Origin of the sequence: Yersinia sp. 1252 StPb PI (genome assembly GCF_048593885.1) — a bacterium.
In the GTDB taxonomy this organism is placed as follows: domain Bacteria; phylum Pseudomonadota; class Gammaproteobacteria; order Enterobacterales; family Enterobacteriaceae; genus Yersinia; species Yersinia enterocolitica_E.
The window spans coordinates 44,101-61,607 of record NZ_JAZGQE010000001.1 but is presented as its reverse complement, the minus strand read 5'-3'; the positions used below and the strand labels follow the sequence as shown (position 1 = coordinate 61,607).

Genomic DNA, 17,507 nt, shown 5'->3' with positions numbered 1-17,507 from the left:
GGCAACAAGTGCCACCGGCAGACCTGCAAGTGACAAGATAACGGGGATATGCCCTCAATCATCAGAGTTGCAGACTAATAAGATTCCTACCAAATAGCCATCAATGTCGGTAACTTCCAATAAAATCAGTGGGATTAACCTGCCACAACTGTGAACTTCTGCGCGTTATCCTGGGGCATTTTCTGCCAAACTTCACACTTTGTTGTAGCAATTAATTAAAGTTACATATTCTTTTGCGATACATGTCGAATAGATTTTAATGGAGAAAGCCATGATCACGCGTCCGCTGACGTTATCTCTTCTTGCCAGCCTGATTGCTGTCGCGACCTCAATGTCTGTAGCAACTGCTGCTACCGTTGATTTGCGGGTATTGGAAACCACCGACCTGCACAGCAATATGATGGATTTTGATTACTACAAAGATAAACCTACCGAAAAGTTTGGTCTGGTGCGCACTGCAAGCCTGATCAGTGCTGCCCGCCAACAAGCGACCAACAGCGTACTGGTGGATAACGGTGACCTGATCCAAGGTAGCCCGCTTGGTGACTATATGGCAGCCAAGGGATTGAAAACCGGAGAAATTCACCCAGTCTACAAAGCTATGAATACGCTGGATTATGCGGTAGGGAATATCGGTAACCATGAGTTTAACTACGGTCTGGATTATCTGAAAAAATCGCTAGCTGGCGCAAAATTCCCCTATGTGAATGCCAACGTGATTGATGTGAAAACCGGTAAGCCGCTGTTCCAGCCTTATCTGATTGTCGACACGCCAGTGCAAGATCGTGAAGGTAAAACCCATAACTTGCGCATTGGTTACATTGGTTTTGTCCCGCCACAAGTGATGATATGGGATAAAGCGAATCTGAGCGGAAAAGTGACCGTTAACGACATCACTGAAACGGCCAAGAAATGGGTGCCTGAGATGCGCAAGCAAGGTGCTGATTTGGTGGTGGCTATCCCGCACTCCGGGCTTTCCAGTGATCCTTATAAAACCATGGCGGAAAACTCAGTTTATTATCTCAGCCAGGTTGCGGGGATCGATGCCATCATGTTCGGCCACGCCCATGCCGTTTTCCCCAGTAAAGATTTTGCCGCCATCAAAGGTGCTGATATCGCTCAAGGCACTTTAAATGGTATTGCAGCAGTGATGCCGGGCCAGTGGGGTGATCATCTGGGGGTGGTCGATTTCGTCCTGAATAATGATAAAGGCCCATGGCAAGTTACTGAAGCCAAAGCTGAAGCACGCCCAATCTATGATAAAGCAGCACAAAAATCGCTGGCAACCGAAGATGCCAATCTGGTAAAAGTGCTAGCAGCAGACCATCAGGGTACTCGTGACTTCGTCAGTCAGCCGATCGGCAAAGCATCGGACAATATGTACAGCTATCTGGCACTCATCCAAGACGATCCGACAGTGCAGATTGTGAACAATGCTCAACGCGCCTATACCGAACACTTTATTCAAGGCGACCCCGATTTAGCCAATCTGCCGGTGCTCTCTGCCGCCGCCCCCTTCAAAGCCGGCGGGCGTAAAAATGATCCCGCCAGTTTTGTTGAAGTGGAAAAAGGTGAGCTGACCTTCCGTAATGCCGCCGATCTCTATCTGTACCCGAACACACTGGTGGTGGTGAAAGCCAGTGGGGCGGAAGTTAAGCAATGGTTAGAGTGCTCTGCCGCGCAATTCAATCAAATTGATGTGACCAGCAGCAAGCCACAATCGTTGATTAACTGGGATGGTTTCCGCACTTATAATTTTGATGTTATCGATGGTGTGAAATATGAAATCGATATCAGCCAACCTGCGCGCTATGACGGTGAATGCGCACTGATCAACGATAAAGCTGAACGGATTAAAAACCTGACATTTAATGGCAGACCTATCGATCCGAAAGCCACATTCCTGATTGCGACCAACAACTATCGGGCTTATAGCGGTAAATTTGCCGGTACGGGTGACAGCCATATTGCATTTGCTTCTCCTGATGAAAACCGGACGGTACTGTCGGCTTATATCAGTGCTGAAACCAAGAAACACGGGCAAGTTACCCCACAGGCTGATAATAACTGGCGTCTGGCAACGATCGACAGCAAGCAGCCACTGGATATCCGCTTTGAAACGTCGCCAAGTGCTAAAGCCGCTGAATTTATCAAGCAAAAAGCGCAGTACCCGATGAAAGTACAAGGTACTGATGAAATTGGCTTTGCCGTTTATCAAATCGACTTACAGAACAAATAATCTCGGATAACAGCGCTTCAACGCGCTGTTATTTTTCACAAGTACCTCTTTGTGGTTATATCGCAACCTATAACATGTATTTATTATGCATGTTATAAATGTTTAATTACTCAATGAGGTGTCATTATGGATTACCGCAATCAGTCTCTCGGTGCCCTGGCTATCGCTATTCCACGAGCCACAAAATTATTCCGTCACCACCAGCTCGATTTCTGCTGTGGTGGTAAACAGACACTGCTACGCGCAGCCAATAAGCTGAATCTTGATATCGATGAGCTGGAAGCACAACTGAGTGCCTTGCAATCCGAACCTCAGTCATCTGAAGATTGGCAACAGCAGCCACTGGCTAATATCATCGATTTTATTATCAGCCGCTACCATAACCGCCATCGTGAGCAGTTACCGGAATTAATTCTGATGGCGGAAAAAGTTGAACGGGTACACGGCGAGAAACCAGCCTGTCCGCGTGGACTGGCGGTTGAACTTACTGCAATTTTAGAAGAGCTAACCCAGCATATGTACAAAGAGGAACAAATTCTGTTCCCAATGATAACCCGTGGTATGGGGTCTCAGGCTGGTGGGCCAATATTTGTGATGGAAGCGGAACACGATGCTGTTGGGCAGCAGCTAGAAGTGGTAAAACAGTTAACACAAAATGTCACCCCACCAGAAGGGGCCTGCAATACCTGGCGGGCACTCTACACCGGTATCAATGAATTCATAACTGATCTAATGGAACATATTCATCTGGAAAACAATTTGCTGTTCCCGCGCGCGCTAAAAGGCGAATAATCTCGCTATTGGTCATGGCCGGCATCAATAAATGTAAAAGGGCGACATCACGCCGCCCTTTCTGGTTTCACCGCATGCAGAAATTACAGAATTTCCAGCAGTTCCACTTCAAACATCAATGCGCTGAAAGGTGGAATAGTCGCACCCGCGCCACGCTCGCCATAAGCCAGGCCGTGCGGGATGTACAACTTCCACTTAGAACCTACAGGCATCATGGATAAGGCTTCAATCCAGCCTGGAATAACACCACTGACCGGGAATTCTGCTGGCTGACCACGTTCAACTGAGCTATCAAATACCGTACCGTCAACCAGACGGCCCGTATAGTGCACACGAACACGGTCCTGCCGGGATGGGATCGGGCCATCACCTGCCTGTAACACGGAGAACTGTAAGCCAGACTCAGTGGTGGTCACATCATCACGCTTGGCATTTTCTTCTAAGAAGGTTTTGCCTTCTTCTACCAGAGCTTGCTGGCGATCAACTCGCACTTTATCAGCCTTTTCGTGCACTTCTTGTAGTGCGCGATGTATTACATCAACCGGGACGGTCGGTGCATTCCCTTCCATCGCGTCACGCAAACCTGCCAACAGTGCTTCTGGCAATAAACCTTCCAGCCCGGACTCTTGCAATTGCTGCCCGATTTGTAAACCAATTCCGTAGCTCGCTTGCGCTTCAACGCTATCAAAAGAAGGGGTCGTCATGGATTTTCCTTTAGTCACTCATCATATTGAAGTTGCCAGCATAACAGCAGCAGGGGAGCGCGGTAAAATCTTGCGTCGTGAATGATGACTTTTGTCGAAGAAAAAGAAACAATGACACCCCGCGCGTGGACCCCGTTGAATGGCTCAAGCCCGTGATTCGGGTAATTAAAAGCACCCAACAAACCGTAGTTTGGAAGGTAACGGGGATAAAGGTATATACTTAGAAGCCTATGGGGTTACCGCCCATATTTAATTTTATGTTGTTTTACGTTGTTGAAGAGAGGTTACCATGGGCAGAATCGCGCCCAGGAGAAGGAAGAATAATCGGGTTTATCAACCACTGCTGCACACCTGGCTGACGATTAGGCAGAAGATCATGCCGGATTCTAAAGCTGCCGATGAGCAAAACCTGATGTCTGAAATCAGTGCGCCTGAGCACACAGCCTCTGCGGAGAACGTTGTTACTACCGAAGATAGCGTTGCTGCAAACGTTAATGTGCCCCCTGAATCCGTGGCAACCGCCACAGCAGAAAAGGGGATCAAAGGTCTGCTGCTGAAAATCTGGCATTTGCCGGACAGTTTCGAATGGATGGAACCTTTGCCTCTGTTCCATCGCCGCTGGGTTATTGTCGCCACCGCTGTATTGCTGCTGGCACTGCTGTGGCCCGCAGCGCGGGATAACACCAACCTTTCCTTCCCAGTGAGCGCGCCGTCCAGCAGCGCGCCACTACAAGCCCAATTACAGGGCAATCTTGATGCTCCGCCACCTCCAACGGTGGCGTCTCCCGAACCCGAACCACCGACTTTGACGCAGGGAAATTGGCAAAGTTATCAAATTCAATCAGGGAAAACACTGGCACAGTTATTCCGTGATAATAACCTGCCGGTCAATGAAGTTTTTGCGATGGCACAGGTTGAGGGTAGCGATAAGCCATTGAGTAATCTGAAAGCTGGGCAAGAAATCAAAATTATGTTGGACGCTCAAGGTGTAGTCGCCGCACTGGCCATTGAAACCACCAATAATACAGAAGTGCTGTTTACCCGACAGAGCGATGGCAGTTATCGTCGTGACCGTTAATCGCCGTTATCCATAGCCACTTTTGTCCTGCCCGTTACCTTCTTTGATATTGTCACGTCGTCTCTCCCGAATTAGGTTGTTTTCTGGATGGTTAGCGCCATCCACCATTGATAACCACATTCATATACCCAACAGATTTCAAGATGCAGCCAGGCGACAAGCGCATAGATCCCGATGAGCGTCCCCAAGAGTCATGACTATCGCCATCACACCAGCAGCCTGAAAGATAGCGGGTAGAAATAAAGGGAGTGACTATGATATGAAATACAAATTACCTTTTTTAATGCTATTCACCTCGTTTGGTGCCTTAGCTCAGTTGCATTGCCCGCCAGTGGATACAATTAAACAGATTGGTGGAGTTTACAGTGCACCTGCGGCAGGTAATGAAGAATGGGTTGGCATATTACAAGGTACCCTTCCACCAAACAGTTCAGTTAAAAATTTTAGTGAAGCGCTGATCATCATTGATAGTGATAAAAACAATATCGTTGGACAGGGTGAGTTTCAAAAGTGTACCTATAACTTGCAGGCGCAAGGTAGGCAGATAGATATGTTCTACGGTAATAAAACTTGGTCAGTATCGGTCAGTGGGCAACCACTCTGGGTGTACCAACAAAATCCTTTTCTAGAAATTTACCAGTGTTCAGGTGTTGCCGCCGAAGAGTGCAAGTTTGAAATTTTAGCGGCGGGTTAAGCTTTTAGTGTTGAGCCAAACATGCAGATGACTATTTTCATCAACCACCAGATAGCAAAACGCCAGCACGAGGCTGGCGTTTTAGCAGGTTAACAGCAGCGTAACTTACGCTTCTGCAACCACGATCACGTTCAGTTTAGCGAACACGTCGCTGTGTACCTGGAAGTGAACTTCATGATCACCTGTGGTACGCAGAACGCCATTCGGCAAACGAACTTCGCTCTTGGTAACTTCAACGCCAGCCGCAGTTACTGCGTCAGCGATATCACGAGTACCGATAGAGCCGAACAGTTTGCCTTCATCGCCAGATTTAGAAGCGATGGTGACACTGCCCAGTTCGTTAATTTTGGTTGCGCGAGCTTGTGCAGCAGCCAGAACGCCAGCCAATTTGGCTTCCAATTCTGCACGGCGTGCTTCAAAGAACTCTACGTTTTTCTTCGTTGCCGGAACAGCTTTACCTTGTGGAACCAGGAAGTTACGAGCATAGCCCGCTTTAACGTTCACTTGGTCACCCAGGCTGCCCAGGTTTGCTACTTTATCAAGCAGAATAACTTGCATTACCTTATCCTCTCAAAGTCGTTAATGGACAGTGGCCGATTACTGATGACGATCAGTGTACGGCAACAAAGACAGGTAGCGTGCGCGCTTGATACAACGGGCGAGCTGACGCTGGTATTTTGCGCGAGTACCGGTAATACGGCTCGGGACAATTTTACCACTTTCAGTGATATAGTTTTTCAGCGTAGCGATATCTTTATAATCAATCTCTACAACGCCTTCCGCGGTAAAACGGCAGAACTTGCGACGACGGAAATAACGTGCCATTTGGCTAGTCTCCAGAATCTATAAATTCAATCTGCTCGGCATGCAGAACCAATTTGTTCAGCCCATTGCGACCTTGATGGCAGCTAATGAAGCCTTCAACGGTTAACTGACTGCCGACCGTTATACTGTGAGTTAATGCTTGTGACTTTTGTCCGCTGACAATAACCGGCATTCTGCACCATGTTTGTCGGCTAAATCCGGCTTCCTGCTGTGTTGATCGGTGCTCAAGCACAAATTGACAATGCGGAATACCAGAAGGACTTACTTTTCGAACCGGCGTCTTGCACACTGTGCCAGAAAGTACCAGACGATTAGTGGTCACCACGGCAATTACTCTTCAGAATCCCCAGCTTCAGAATCATCATTGGCTTCTGATGCGAAGTCGTGACGCTCACGGCGTTCGTCTTTCGCTTTAACCATTGGTGATGCTTCAGTTACCGCGTGTTTAACGCGCATAACCATGCTACGGATAACGGCGTCGTTGAAGCGGAAGTTTGTTTCCAGCTCATCGATCGCTTCCTGCGGGGCTTCAACGTTCAGCAGAACGTAGTGAGCTTTATGCAGTTTATTGATCGGGTAAGCCAGTTGACGGCGGCCCCAGTCTTCCAGACGGTGGATCGTACCAGCAGCATTAGTGATAGTTGCACTATAGCGCTCGATCATGCCCGGAACCTGTTCGCTTTGGTCAGGATGGACCATAAAAACGATTTCGTAATGACGCATCGATTATTGCTCCTTACGGATTATTCAGCCTCCTGATAGGGTCAACCGCGGCCCATGGAGGCAAGGAACGTGTTTGTGTGCGGCTGAAAAATGACGCGTAACTATACTTGCGGGCGGTTTGAAACTCAAGGACTGACGGGGATTTATTCTTGTTCTGGCCCTTACTTCGCTAAAAAGGCATTTTTTGTTCATTAAATAACCAATGGATGTAGATCCATTAGTCTATTAAATCTTTCAATAAAATCATTGGCTCAGTGAAAATATCATTCATTTTTTTTGACCAAGTGAATCAATTACTACGTATTTTTAAATTAACAAAAGCGACTAGAATTATTTACATCCACCGCATATTAAGCGGTAGCGTTAATCGAAAGTTATTCAAAGTATATAAACATACCCTAAATAATTCGAGTTGCAGGAAGGCGGCAACTGAGCAAATCCTCAGGAGCTTACACCAGTAAGTGACTGGGGTGAACGAAGGCAGCCAACGCGCCTGCCACTTGAAGTATGACGGGTAAAAGATATTGGAGTCACCTATGAAACACACTCTCATCATCGCAGCCACGGTCAGTTTGCTCCTATCCGCCAACACGTTTGCCGCCACAGAAATCAGCCGCCAGGAAGCGATGCAGCAGCAGCGTGTCAGTATCGGCGAAATCTCTCTTAACCATAATGTGGTGTCACCGGATGACGCCGTGGCACAAATCAGCAAAATGGCTGATGAGCGCGGCGCTACGGCATACCACATTACTCAGATGCATGAGCCGGGTAGCAACAGCTCAATTCGGGTCAATGCTGAGATTTACCGTTAGACGCAGCAGTATAGATACAACACCAGTGAATACGACGACCAACAACCAAAAAAGCCCTTTGATATGCCCTTGCCCCCAGACCTTTGGGGGCTTTTTTATAAGTGGCTGCTGAAGAATGTGACTCCAGCCTTTAATGCACTTGGGGTAATTTTGTGGCCAATACCGGCCTCGGTAATATAGGTTAGCTGATTAGCGCGCCCGCTTGCCCTTAACGCCTGTACCAATCGCGTACTTTCTGCTGCTGGCACCACTTCATCAGCCTCGCCATGCCAGACCAATAAGGGCCGCTCTGCAATTTTTTCTAGCTGATGGTGCAGTTCATAATCCGCCAGCGGCGCTAAACGGCGCTCAAATTCAGCAGCGTTGACCGGCTGCCCTGCTTTCAATGGCGGAAACAGCGAGCGGGCCAGTGAGGTAAAATCACCTGACCCCATAAAGTCTGCGGCCACTTTCACCCATGGATAGCGAGCAAACGCCCCCAATGTGGTCATACCGCCCATTGATGCCCCCGCCACGCCAATGCGATCACCGTCAATCAATCCTGCTTGTTGATAATGTTGTTTAATCGCAGGCAACTCATCAATGTTTGATTTCAGGATCTCCCAGAAATAGGATAAGCGCTGTGATTCATCACCGTTAAACCGCGCACCGTGCATATCCGCATCTGGCAAGATGGTGCGAAAACCGGCTTGTGCGAAGGCATAGGCGAAGTAGGAATAGACCTCTTTTGATGAGGTGTAGCCATGATAGAAAAAAATGGTCGGTAGCGGCTGCTGGCGTTTACCCGCAGGGGCAGCATGAATCACCTCAATACCATTAATATTTTCCAGCGATATCTCAATCATGGCAAAAATCCTTTATTGATGCAGCGGAGCGTAAACAGGAAAAACCAGCGTAATATACCCAAGGAACAAGGCAGTGTGCCAAAATGAGGATATAAAGTCTTAAATCAATTTCTTCCAAGATATTACGCTTCACCTTGGGGTGTTACGGTAACCGCGCCGTTGATAAAGAGGCAATAAATGAAGATAAAACGTGTGATGGGGGTTTTGCTGCTGGCGCTCGGGCTTTCGGGTTGTAGTGTTTTTCATACGACACCAGCACCCCCTCCTGCAATCCAGCCTTATGCACAAGAAATTACCCGCGCCCAGAGCCTTAATTTGCAAAAAGTAGGCACCGTTTCAGCACAGGTATTTGGTAGCCCGATGGATATAGAAGCCGAAATTCAACGTAGGGCTAATGCCAGTGGCGCGCCCTACTATTTGATTATTATGTTGTCCGACAGCATTTATCCCGGCACCTGGTATGCCAACGCACTGCTGTATAAGTAACTCATTGCTGCTGACTGCTGATTTACCTATTGAAAGCCGCTGCCGCGATTGAGCAGTAGCGCGCAAACCGCTTCCGGCAGCATATATTGATCACGGTGATCCAAGGTCATGCGGCACCAGGCATCGGCCAATGGTGGTGAGGCAAAACGCAGTAGCTGAGAAGCACAACACAGATCGAATAGTTGCTGAGTTAATGCCCGCCCTTGTTCCTCTTTGGGGTTTTTCAGCCGCTGCTGTAATTGCCGCCACCCACGATCAAACAATCGATTCTGCCCGCGAACCGGATAGAACTCCTGCTGTAGCATCTCGAGGGCTGCCGGTAGTTTGCGAAATGTGCGCAGTACATCAAGGCACATGATATTGCCGGAACCTTCCCAAATACTGTTTACCGGCATTTCACGATAGAGTCGTGGCAGTTCACTCTGCTCACAATAGCCAATCCCACCCAGCACCTCCATCGCCTCGGCAACAAACCCACTGCCTTGCCCACATACCCGATATTTAGCCGCAGGAGTCAGTAGACGGCTAAATATCTTCTCATGAGCCTCATCTGACTTTTCCCAGGAGCTAGCTAAGCGCATCAGCAGTGCTGTATGCCCCTCCAGACGCAATGCCATGCGGCTCAGCACTTGTCGCATCAAAGGTTGGTCTACCAGTGGCTTACCAAAGGCCTGCCGCTGCCACGCATGATACAGCGCGACGGAGAAGGCACGCCGCATCAGACCATGGCTACCCAGCGCACAATCAAAACGGGTATAGCCCCCCATTTTTAAAATTTGGCGCACACCGTCGCCCTCATCCCCCAATAACCAAGCAGTCGCATTATCAAACTCAACTTCACTGCTGGCATTGGAGCGGTTGCCAAGTTTATCTTTCAGCCGTTCTAATCGAATGGCGTTATAGCTGCCATCCGGCAATATTTTAGGCAAAAAGAAGCAGGATAGCCCGCCATCGGTCTGCGCCAACACCAGGTGTGCATCACTTTGTGGTACAGAGAAAAACCACTTGTGCCCCACCAGACGATAAGCCTCACCATTGCCCCGCCCCTCCAGCGGCTCAGCCCGGGTAGTATTACTGAGTACATCGGAGCCACCCTGTTTTTCTGTCATGCCCATTCCTATCAACAAGCCCCGTTTCTGGCTACCAATGGACTGATGGGGATCAAAGCGATCAGAAAGTAGTGGCGATAGCCAGTTTTGAAATAGTGGAGGGAGTGTTTGCTGTAGTAGTGGGATAGCACCAAAGGTCATGGTTATTGGGCAGAGCGTGCCCGCTTCCACCTGCGCATGCAGGATAAAACGCGCCGCACGGGCGGCAAAAGAACCGATTCGAGCATCTTCCTGCCACGGTAGATTATGCAGGCGATGATTGACCAGCTCTTGCATTAACATATACCACGCGGGATGAAATCGCACTTGGTTCAACCGCTGCCCGACAGCATCGTAGCGCAATAACTCAGGAGGATTGGTGTTTGCCAGCCGCCCAAGTTCAAGAGACTCCTGTGATCCCAATTGTAGCCCGATCAAAGAGAGAGTCTCTCCATCCCAACCAGCGTGTTCACGCATCACGGCTTCCCGCAACGCCATGTCAGACAAAAATAAATTACTGTTCGATAATGGCTCCGGCTGATTGAAAACCAAGTGAGTCTGCCACTCCATACCTTCCTCCATTTCGGTACTCTATCCAAAGTAACTGTACCATCGGCATTCATAAATCAGGGTTAAGTATGGTGCAGGCGCGAATTTTTGCTGGCAGGCTCATCACAAACGGGGATGAAAGCCCTCTATATCACTGATGATTTAATTAAAATCCCTATAAAAAAGCCAGCATCCGTAAATGCTGGCTTTCTGAACTCAATAGCAAAAGAGATATTACGCTTTCAATGCTCGCTGGCGCACAACTTCAAATAAGCAAACCCCAGTGGCAACCGAGACGTTTAGCGAAGAAACCGTACCCGCCATTGGAATACTGATCAGTTCATCGCAATGCTCACGGGTCAAACGGCGCATGCCTTCACCTTCAGCCCCCATCACCAGCGCCATCGGGCCAGTCATTTTGCTCTGATACAAGGTGTGGTCTGCTTCACCGGCAGTGCCAACAATCCAGACATTGTGTTCTTGCAGTAACCGCAGGGTACGCGCCAGATTAGTCACTTTAATCAATGGCACATTCTCAGCGGCACCACTGGCCACTTTCTTGGCAATAGCATTAAGCTGCGCTGAACGATCGCGTGGCACAATAACCGCATGGACACCGGCGGCATCGGCGCTACGCAAACATGCCCCGAGATTGTGCGGGTCAGTTACGCCATCCAGCACCAGCAAGAACGGCATATCCACACTTTCCAGCAGGGCAGGTAAGTCATTTTCCTGATACTGACGCCCTTCACGCACTCGCGCTACAATCCCCTGATGGACACCCCCTTCAACCTGGGAGTCCAGCCATTGGCGGCTAGCCACCTGAATCACTAAACCGGCAGCTTCCAGTTCCGCGACCAAAGGTTGCAGACGGCGATCATCACGGCCCTTCAGAATAAAAACTTCCAGGAAACGTTGCGGATCATTGTCTAGCAGGGCTTTGACGGCGTGAATACCGTAAATAATTTCGCTCATGATGCTCTTTTATAATAAATGATTAAACATATACCCTAAATAATTCAAGTTGCAGGAAGGCGGCTAGTGAGAGAATCCCGATGAGCTTACGGTGTTGTAAGTGATTCGGGTGATTAAACGTAGCCAACGCACATGCAGCTTGAAGTATGACGGGTATAAATGATTAAATTAATGCGGGTGACCAAAGCCACCCGACAATCAGCAGGCCATTACTGGTCGCTGCTGGTTTTCTTCTTCGCACGCTTGGCCTTGGTGGCGGCGGCAATTTTTTTGGTTTTAGCGGACGCTCGTTTTGCTTTCGCTTTGGCTTTTTTCTCAGCCAGCGCTTTATCGTCCGGCTTAGCGGCGGCATCTGCTGGGCGGAATGCACTATCCGGCTCGAAGTTCACTGGTTTTTTTGCCCGACGAGGCCGTTGCTGACCACCACCGGCTGGCGCGCCATCACGGCGCGGAGCACCAGATGAACTGCCACGCCCACCACGACCGGTTGAGGTATCACGCATCGTGCGCTGCCCATCAGCTTTCTTCGCCTTATCACGGGCTGTTTTACCCTCACCGCGCGGCTTACGGGTACTGGAGACCAGAGCAAAGTCAATTTTGCGCTCATCCATATGTACCGCCTCAACCCGAATTTCTACGGTATCACCCAAGCGGTAAACCTGACCTGAGGATTCGCCGATCAGACGTTGGCCGATGTTGTCGTAACGGTAATAGTCATTATCCAGGCTGGAAACATGCACCAAACCATCAATAAACAGATCATCCAAACGCACGAAGAAACCAAAGCCGGTAACACTGGCAATGATCCCGGTGAAGACTTTACCAACCTGATCCTGCATAAAATCACACTTCAGCCAGTCCGCTACGTTACGGGTAGCTTCATCAGCGCGGCGTTCAGTCATTGAGCAGTGTTCGCCCAATTGCAGCATATCTTCGTATTCACTGTGCCAGCCACCGGTTGGTGTCCAGCGCTCTTTCTGATTGCCTTGCTCTTTGGCGAGCTGGTACTTGATAGCGCGGTGCATCGCCAAGTCGGGATAACGGCGGATTGGTGAGGTGAAATGGCCATAAGAGGCCAATGCCAGGCCAAAGTGACCCCGGTTTTCTGGATCGTAAATTGCCTGTTTCATTGAGCGCAGCAACATGGTTTGCAGCATTTCATGGTCCGGGCGATCGGCAACTTCATCCATCAGTACAGCGTAATCTTTCGGCTCTGGCTTCAAGCCGCCACCTAAGGTCAGGCCCAGCTCATTCAGCACGCTACGCAGTGCGGAGATATGGTCATCACTTGGGCGGTCATGTACACGGAACAATACAGGTTCGTTGTGTTTTTCGACAAAACGAGCGGCTGCAATATTCGCCAAAATCATGCACTCTTCAATCAACTTATGCGCGTCATTGCGCACCGTCGATTCAATTCGTTCAATGCGCCGTTCAGCGTTGAAGATAAACTTGGCTTCTTCGGTTTCGAACGCGATACCACCACGCTCAGCACGGGCCTGATCCAGCGCTTTATACATGGTATGCAGTTCTAACAGATGCGGCACCAGCGGCTTATATTGCTCACGCAGTGTCTCTTCACCATCAATAATCCGCCACACTTTGGTGTAGGTCAGACGTGCGTGGGAGCTCATCACTGCTTCGTAGAACTTATACGACGACAGCTTACCCTGTGAGGAGATGGTCATCTCACACACCATGCACAGGCGGTCTACCTGCGGATTCAGGGAGCAAAGGCCGTTTGAGAGCACTTCCGGCAGCATCGGAACCACTTGCGACGGGAAGTAAACCGAGTTACCACGGCTGCGAGCTTCATCATCCAGCGCGGTGCGTGGGCGCACATAATAGCTGACATCAGCAATCGCCACCCACAAGCGCCAGCCACCACCGCGTTTCTTCTCGCAGTAAACAGCATCATCGAAGTCGCGGGCATCTTCACCATCAATAGTGACCAATGGCAGGTTGCGTAAATCCACCCGCCCTTTCTTCGCCTCTTCCGGTACTTGTTCTTTCAGATCCACAACTTGTTTTTCAACTTGTGGCGGCCAGGTATGGGGGATCTCATGGGTACGCAGTGCGATATCCACCGCCATGCTGGTGCCCATGTTCTCGCCGAGCACTTCAACAATCTTACCTACCGCTTTAGTCCGGCGGGTCGGGCGCTGAGTCAACTCGACCACCACCATATAACCCATCCGCGCACCGTTGATTGCCTCTGGCGGGATCAGAATGTCAAAACTCAATCGACCATCATCTGGTACCACAAAACCGGTACCGGCATCAGTAAAGTAACGACCAACAATCTGGCTGGTTTTCGGTACTAATACGCGCACAATACGCGCTTCACGGCGACCTTTGCGGTCTGCGCCAACTGCTTGGGCCAATACCACATCACCATGAATGGCGGTTTTCATCTGTTCTGCGGAGAGATACAGGTCGTCTTTACTGCCTTCAACGCGTAAAAAGCCGAAACCATCACGGTGACCAATAACAGTCCCACGCAGTAAGTCGAGACGCTCAGGCAAGGCGTAGCACTGACGACGGGTGAAGACCAATTGCCCATCGCGCTCCATAGCGCGCAGGCGGCGACGCAGTGCCTCTAAAGGCTCTTCGCCGGTTAAATTAAGTTCATTGGCCAGCTCTTCACGGCTGGCAGGTGTTTCGCGCTTCGCGAGATGAGCCAAAATGAATTCCCGACTAGGGATCGGTGACTCATATTTTTCTGCTTCTCGTTCCAAGAATGGATCTTGTGACATTGCGGTTCCTCCGTTGTCAGCAGCAGGTCTTATACCCTGCGTACTTGAAGTCGCAGGGGTGTTAGCTGCGCGCGCTCACCCGAATCACTTACCAGTGTAAGCTCATCGGGATTCGTTTACTGGCAGCCTACCTGCAACTCCAAGTTCTTTGGGTATATATATCTTTGATTAAGCAAAAATCTACTCAACAAGTAACAGTTTGTAGAGCGGGGAATTATCTTTAACCATGTCAGCCAAAGTATAGTTATCCAGCTCGTTAAGGAAACTCTGTACCGCCTGATTAAGCACTTGTTTCAGGCGACAAGCGGGTGTTATGTGGCAAAAATCACTACTGCAATTCACCAGAGACAGTGGCTCCAGTTGGCGCACAACATCACCAATTAGAATTTGGTTAGCCGGTTTACCCAACCGTATACCACCATTTTTGCCCCGCACGGCGGTCACCAGACCGACACGGCTCAACTGATTGATTATTTTAACCATATGATTGCGAGACACGCCATATACCTCAGTTACCTGAGAAATGCTGGTCATTTGGCCTTCCGGTAGCGAGGCCATATAAGTAAGCGCCCGCAAACCATAATCAGTAAAACTTGTTAACTGCACGTATACCCCTGAGTATCAATTTACCCGGCTTAACCCCATCGGAAATAACACTTTTTGGATAGGTTATAAGTGTGATTCAGAAAACTCATATCCTACATAACTCGAGTTACAGGAAGGCGGCAACTAAGCGAATCCCCAAGAGCTTACATCAGTAAGTGATTAGGGTGAATGAAGGCAGCCAAACGCACATGCAACTTGAAGTATGACGGATATATTCTTTGAATGATAAACCAGCCATAAAGCTTGCGGCTAATCATTTAGGTGAAGGGTGGCGCTTTTGGTATAAAACGGCATATCCGAGGTCACTTCTGCATCTAATTATACCCAAAATAGCTGGCTTTGCAGTTAACAATGTATAATGGGTATATACCCTAAATAATTCGAGTTGCAGGAAGGCGGCAAGAGAGAGAACCCCGATGAGCTTACATGAGGTAAGTGATTCGGGTGACAAATCGGTCAGGAACCGATTTGAACGCTGCTTGCAGCAGCCTCGCAGAGGCCCATGGACGGGCCGAGTAACGAACGTAGCCAACGCACATGCAGCTTGAAGTATGACGGGTATAAACAATAAACCGGACTTAAGCCCGGCTTATTAAAGTCTGAATTCTGACTATTTGGCGGTTAGCCACTTAATCATAAATCAAACGAATCATGCATCAAATGGGTCGCGCAGGATCATGGTTTCTTCACGATCAGGACCGGTAGAGATAATATCAACCGGAACACCGGTCAGCTCTTCTACTCGTTTGATGTAGTTCAGGGCTGCCTGTGGCAACTTGCTATGTTCTTTCACACCAAAGGTGGTTTCTGACCAGCCTGGCATGGTTTCGTAAATTGGCTCGATACCTTCCCAACCTTCAGCAGCCAGTGGGGTAGTATCAACTTCGCGACCATCTGGCATGCGGTAGCCAACACACAGCTTCACTTCTTTCAGACCATCTAACACGTCCAGTTTGGTCATACAGAAACCAGACAGGGAGTTGATCTGCACGGCACGACGCACTGCAACGATATCCAACCAACCGGTACGACGGCTACGGCCTGTTGTTGCGCCATATTCGTTACCTTGCTTACGCAGGAATTCGCCAGTTTCATCATTCAACTCGGTAGGGAATGGACCTGCACCTACACGGGTGGAATAAGCTTTAACGATACCTAAGACGTAATCAACATAACGTGGACCCAAGCCAGAGCCTGTGGCTACGCCACCAGCAGTGGTGTTAGATGAAGTTACATACGGATAAGTACCGTGATCGATGTCCAGTAAGGTGCCTTGTGCGCCTTCGAACATGATCAGATCACCGCGCTTGCGGGCGCTGTCCAACAAGTCAGAAACATCAACCACCATGGCGGTCAAAATATCAGCAATAGCTAATACTTCATCCAGCACTGTTTGGTAGTCAACTGCGTCAGCTTTGTAGTAATGCACTAACTGGAAGTTGTGGTAATCCACAATTTCTTTCAGTTTGATAGCGAAGGTTTCTTTGTTGAACAAATCGCCTACGCGCAGACCACGGCGGGCAACTTTGTCTTCATAAGCAGGACCAATACCACGGCCGGTAGTACCAATCGCTTTTTCACCACGTGCTTTTTCACGCGCATTATCCAAAGCCACATGATAAGGCAGGATTAATGGGCATGCTTCGGAGAGTAACAGTCGCTCACGTACAGGCACACCGCGCGCTTCAAGTTCTGTCATCTCTTTCATTAAAGCGTCAGGTGCCAATACAACACCGTTGCCGATGATGCTGGTTACGTTTTCACGCAGAATACCTGAGGGAATTAAATGAAGAACGGTTTTCTCACCGTTGATAACCAAAGTATGGCCAGCGTTGTGACCACCTTGATAGCGCACAACATAATTAGCCCGTTCAGTCAGCAGGTCAACGACCTTGCCCTTACCTTCGTCACCCCATTGGGTGCCCAGTACGACGACGTTCTTACCCATCTCAAAAATCACCAGGTTGCTTAAAAAAGGATTCTAACATCTCATTCGGCTGCTTTCAGTACTTTTTAACACATAACTGAACAATTTTTGTGCTTACATTCAGCCACCCATGCGGCTACGCAACATGTAGTAGATAACCACACCAGCAACCACTAATCCGCCACCAAAACGGCGCAAAGTGGCATCCGGTAATTGGGTCATCGCCTGAATCATTTTGCGCCAGGCTTTGGGGTACAGCATCGGGCCAAGCCCTTCGAGCACCAAAACCAGACCCAATGCTAACAAGATGGTTGAATTCATTGTTTGTCTCAAATGGAAAAGGCCCGCGTTAACGGGCATTGCATACCCGCCCCACACCTACAATGTGGAGCGTTTACAACAAGTTAA

Annotated in this window: 18 protein-coding genes; 6 read left to right on the top strand and 12 right to left on the bottom strand. The window is 49.2% G+C overall.

Going from position 1 to position 17,507, the window contains the following annotated elements; translation table 11 throughout:
• Nucleotides 1-259 precede the first annotated feature (259 nt).
• Together V2A85_RS00360 and ytfE are read left to right on the top strand one after the other, a co-directional pair.
• Nucleotides 260-2,239, top strand: coding sequence for a bifunctional 2',3'-cyclic-nucleotide 2'-phosphodiesterase/3'-nucleotidase (locus V2A85_RS00360; RefSeq protein WP_420070714.1), 1,980 nt, complete (start codon nucleotides 260-262; stop codon nucleotides 2,237-2,239).
• 126 nt (nucleotides 2,240-2,365) lie between these two features.
• Complete coding sequence (gene ytfE, locus V2A85_RS00355) at nucleotides 2,366-3,031, top strand: iron-sulfur cluster repair protein YtfE (protein WP_420070713.1); 666 nt, start codon at nucleotides 2,366-2,368, stop codon at nucleotides 3,029-3,031.
• Between the two features lie 83 nt (nucleotides 3,032-3,114).
• Here ytfE and V2A85_RS00350 read toward each other — a convergent pair whose 3' ends face one another.
• Entirely contained in the window at nucleotides 3,115-3,735 is a 621-nt protein-coding gene (locus V2A85_RS00350; protein WP_372557831.1) for a peptidylprolyl isomerase, read from the bottom strand.
• 289 nt (nucleotides 3,736-4,024) lie between these two features.
• Here V2A85_RS00350 and V2A85_RS00345 point away from each other — a divergent pair, with 289 nt between their 5' ends.
• Both V2A85_RS00345 and V2A85_RS00340 read left to right on the top strand, forming a co-directional pair.
• Nucleotides 4,025-4,813: a LysM-like peptidoglycan-binding domain-containing protein gene (locus V2A85_RS00345; protein ID WP_372557830.1), complete on the top strand. Its 789-nt coding sequence runs from the start codon at nucleotides 4,025-4,027 to the stop codon at nucleotides 4,811-4,813.
• Nucleotides 4,814-5,072: 259 nt separating this feature from the next.
• Nucleotides 5,073-5,507, top strand: a complete 435-nt coding sequence (locus tag V2A85_RS00340) for a DUF3757 domain-containing protein (protein ID WP_420070712.1) — start codon at nucleotides 5,073-5,075, stop codon at nucleotides 5,505-5,507.
• A gap of 105 nt (nucleotides 5,508-5,612) precedes the next feature.
• On the opposite strand, the gene rplI is transcribed toward V2A85_RS00340, so the two are convergent.
• Genes rplI through rpsF form a run of 4 tightly spaced genes read right to left on the bottom strand, consistent with a single transcriptional unit; the run spans nucleotide 5,613 to nucleotide 7,055 of the window.
• Entirely contained in the window at nucleotides 5,613-6,065 is a 453-nt protein-coding gene (gene rplI, locus V2A85_RS00335; protein ID WP_372557828.1) for a 50S ribosomal protein L9, read from the bottom strand.
• 39 nt (nucleotides 6,066-6,104) lie between these two features.
• The gene (gene rpsR, locus V2A85_RS00330; RefSeq protein ID WP_002210155.1) at nucleotides 6,105-6,332 is read right to left on the bottom strand and encodes a 30S ribosomal protein S18; all 228 of its coding nucleotides are present in this window, start codon (nucleotides 6,330-6,332) and stop codon (nucleotides 6,105-6,107) included.
• Nucleotides 6,333-6,336: 4 nt separating this feature from the next.
• Nucleotides 6,337-6,657, bottom strand: coding sequence for a primosomal replication protein N (priB, locus tag V2A85_RS00325; protein ID WP_049613473.1), 321 nt, complete (start codon nucleotides 6,655-6,657; stop codon nucleotides 6,337-6,339).
• A gap of 5 nt (nucleotides 6,658-6,662) precedes the next feature.
• Complete coding sequence (rpsF, locus tag V2A85_RS00320) at nucleotides 6,663-7,055, bottom strand: 30S ribosomal protein S6 (RefSeq protein WP_002210153.1); 393 nt, start codon at nucleotides 7,053-7,055, stop codon at nucleotides 6,663-6,665.
• A gap of 536 nt (nucleotides 7,056-7,591) precedes the next feature.
• Between rpsF and V2A85_RS00315 the strand changes: the two genes are divergently transcribed.
• A complete protein-coding gene (locus V2A85_RS00315) occupies nucleotides 7,592-7,867 on the top strand; it encodes a DUF1471 domain-containing protein (protein ID WP_372557827.1) in 276 nt (91 codons plus the stop codon).
• A gap of 95 nt (nucleotides 7,868-7,962) precedes the next feature.
• Here V2A85_RS00315 and yjfP read toward each other — a convergent pair whose 3' ends face one another.
• On the bottom strand, nucleotides 7,963-8,712 hold the full coding sequence (gene yjfP / locus V2A85_RS00310) for an esterase (RefSeq protein WP_372557826.1): 750 nt from the start codon (nucleotides 8,710-8,712) through the stop codon (nucleotides 7,963-7,965).
• Nucleotides 8,713-8,889: 177 nt separating this feature from the next.
• Between yjfP and bsmA the strand changes: the two genes are divergently transcribed.
• Nucleotides 8,890-9,198: a biofilm peroxide resistance protein BsmA gene (gene bsmA, locus V2A85_RS00305; RefSeq protein ID WP_005193286.1), complete on the top strand. Its 309-nt coding sequence runs from the start codon at nucleotides 8,890-8,892 to the stop codon at nucleotides 9,196-9,198.
• A 26-nt stretch (nucleotides 9,199-9,224) separates the two neighbouring features.
• Here the strand turns inward: bsmA and V2A85_RS00300 are convergent, their stop codons facing one another.
• The 6 genes from V2A85_RS00300 to V2A85_RS00275 all read right to left on the bottom strand — a co-directional run bounded on the left by V2A85_RS00300 (nucleotide 9,225) and on the right by V2A85_RS00275 (nucleotide 17,420).
• The gene (locus tag V2A85_RS00300; RefSeq protein ID WP_420070711.1) at nucleotides 9,225-10,868 is read right to left on the bottom strand and encodes an isovaleryl-CoA dehydrogenase; all 1,644 of its coding nucleotides are present in this window, start codon (nucleotides 10,866-10,868) and stop codon (nucleotides 9,225-9,227) included.
• Between the two features lie 201 nt (nucleotides 10,869-11,069).
• Nucleotides 11,070-11,810, bottom strand: a complete 741-nt coding sequence (rlmB, locus tag V2A85_RS00295; protein WP_005193288.1) for a 23S rRNA (guanosine(2251)-2'-O)-methyltransferase RlmB — start codon at nucleotides 11,808-11,810, stop codon at nucleotides 11,070-11,072.
• Nucleotides 11,811-12,019: 209 nt separating this feature from the next.
• Nucleotides 12,020-14,566, bottom strand: coding sequence for a ribonuclease R (gene rnr / locus V2A85_RS00290; RefSeq protein WP_420070710.1), 2,547 nt, complete (start codon nucleotides 14,564-14,566; stop codon nucleotides 12,020-12,022).
• A gap of 180 nt (nucleotides 14,567-14,746) precedes the next feature.
• Nucleotides 14,747-15,172 (bottom strand): nitric oxide-sensing transcriptional repressor NsrR, encoded by a 426-nt coding sequence (gene nsrR, locus V2A85_RS00285; RefSeq protein WP_083160967.1) that lies wholly within the window; start codon nucleotides 15,170-15,172, stop codon nucleotides 14,747-14,749.
• 649 nt (nucleotides 15,173-15,821) lie between these two features.
• Complete coding sequence (locus V2A85_RS00280; RefSeq protein ID WP_083160969.1) at nucleotides 15,822-17,120, bottom strand: adenylosuccinate synthase; 1,299 nt, start codon at nucleotides 17,118-17,120, stop codon at nucleotides 15,822-15,824.
• Nucleotides 17,121-17,219: 99 nt separating this feature from the next.
• Nucleotides 17,220-17,420, bottom strand: a complete 201-nt coding sequence (locus V2A85_RS00275) for a DUF2065 family protein (RefSeq protein WP_005193214.1) — start codon at nucleotides 17,418-17,420, stop codon at nucleotides 17,220-17,222.
• Nucleotides 17,421-17,507 lie beyond the last annotated feature (87 nt).

Coding starts and splice junctions, on each gene's coding strand:
- V2A85_RS00360 (WP_420070714.1), top strand. CDS start 260: ATGGAGAAAGCCATGATCACGCGTCCGCTGACGTTATCTCTTCTTGCC.
- ytfE (WP_420070713.1), top strand. CDS start 2,366: ATGGATTACCGCAATCAGTCTCTCGGTGCCCTGGCTATCGCTATTCCA.
- V2A85_RS00350 (WP_372557831.1), bottom strand. CDS start 3,735: ATGACGACCCCTTCTTTTGATAGCGTTGAAGCGCAAGCGAGCTACGGA.
- V2A85_RS00345 (WP_372557830.1), top strand. CDS start 4,025: ATGGGCAGAATCGCGCCCAGGAGAAGGAAGAATAATCGGGTTTATCAA.
- V2A85_RS00340 (WP_420070712.1), top strand. CDS start 5,073: ATGAAATACAAATTACCTTTTTTAATGCTATTCACCTCGTTTGGTGCC.
- rplI (WP_372557828.1), bottom strand. CDS start 6,065: ATGCAAGTTATTCTGCTTGATAAAGTAGCAAACCTGGGCAGCCTGGGT.
- rpsR (WP_002210155.1), bottom strand. CDS start 6,332: ATGGCACGTTATTTCCGTCGTCGCAAGTTCTGCCGTTTTACCGCGGAA.
- rpsF (WP_002210153.1), bottom strand. CDS start 7,055: ATGCGTCATTACGAAATCGTTTTTATGGTCCATCCTGACCAAAGCGAA.
- V2A85_RS00315 (WP_372557827.1), top strand. CDS start 7,592: ATGAAACACACTCTCATCATCGCAGCCACGGTCAGTTTGCTCCTATCC.
- yjfP (WP_372557826.1), bottom strand. CDS start 8,712: ATGATTGAGATATCGCTGGAAAATATTAATGGTATTGAGGTGATTCAT.
- bsmA (WP_005193286.1), top strand. CDS start 8,890: ATGAAGATAAAACGTGTGATGGGGGTTTTGCTGCTGGCGCTCGGGCTT.
- V2A85_RS00300 (WP_420070711.1), bottom strand. CDS start 10,868: ATGGAGGAAGGTATGGAGTGGCAGACTCACTTGGTTTTCAATCAGCCG.
- rlmB (WP_005193288.1), bottom strand. CDS start 11,810: ATGAGCGAAATTATTTACGGTATTCACGCCGTCAAAGCCCTGCTAGAC.
- rnr (WP_420070710.1), bottom strand. CDS start 14,566: ATGTCACAAGATCCATTCTTGGAACGAGAAGCAGAAAAATATGAGTCA.
- V2A85_RS00280 (WP_083160969.1), bottom strand. CDS start 17,120: ATGGGTAAGAACGTCGTCGTACTGGGCACCCAATGGGGTGACGAAGGT.
- V2A85_RS00275 (WP_005193214.1), bottom strand. CDS start 17,420: ATGAATTCAACCATCTTGTTAGCATTGGGTCTGGTTTTGGTGCTCGAA.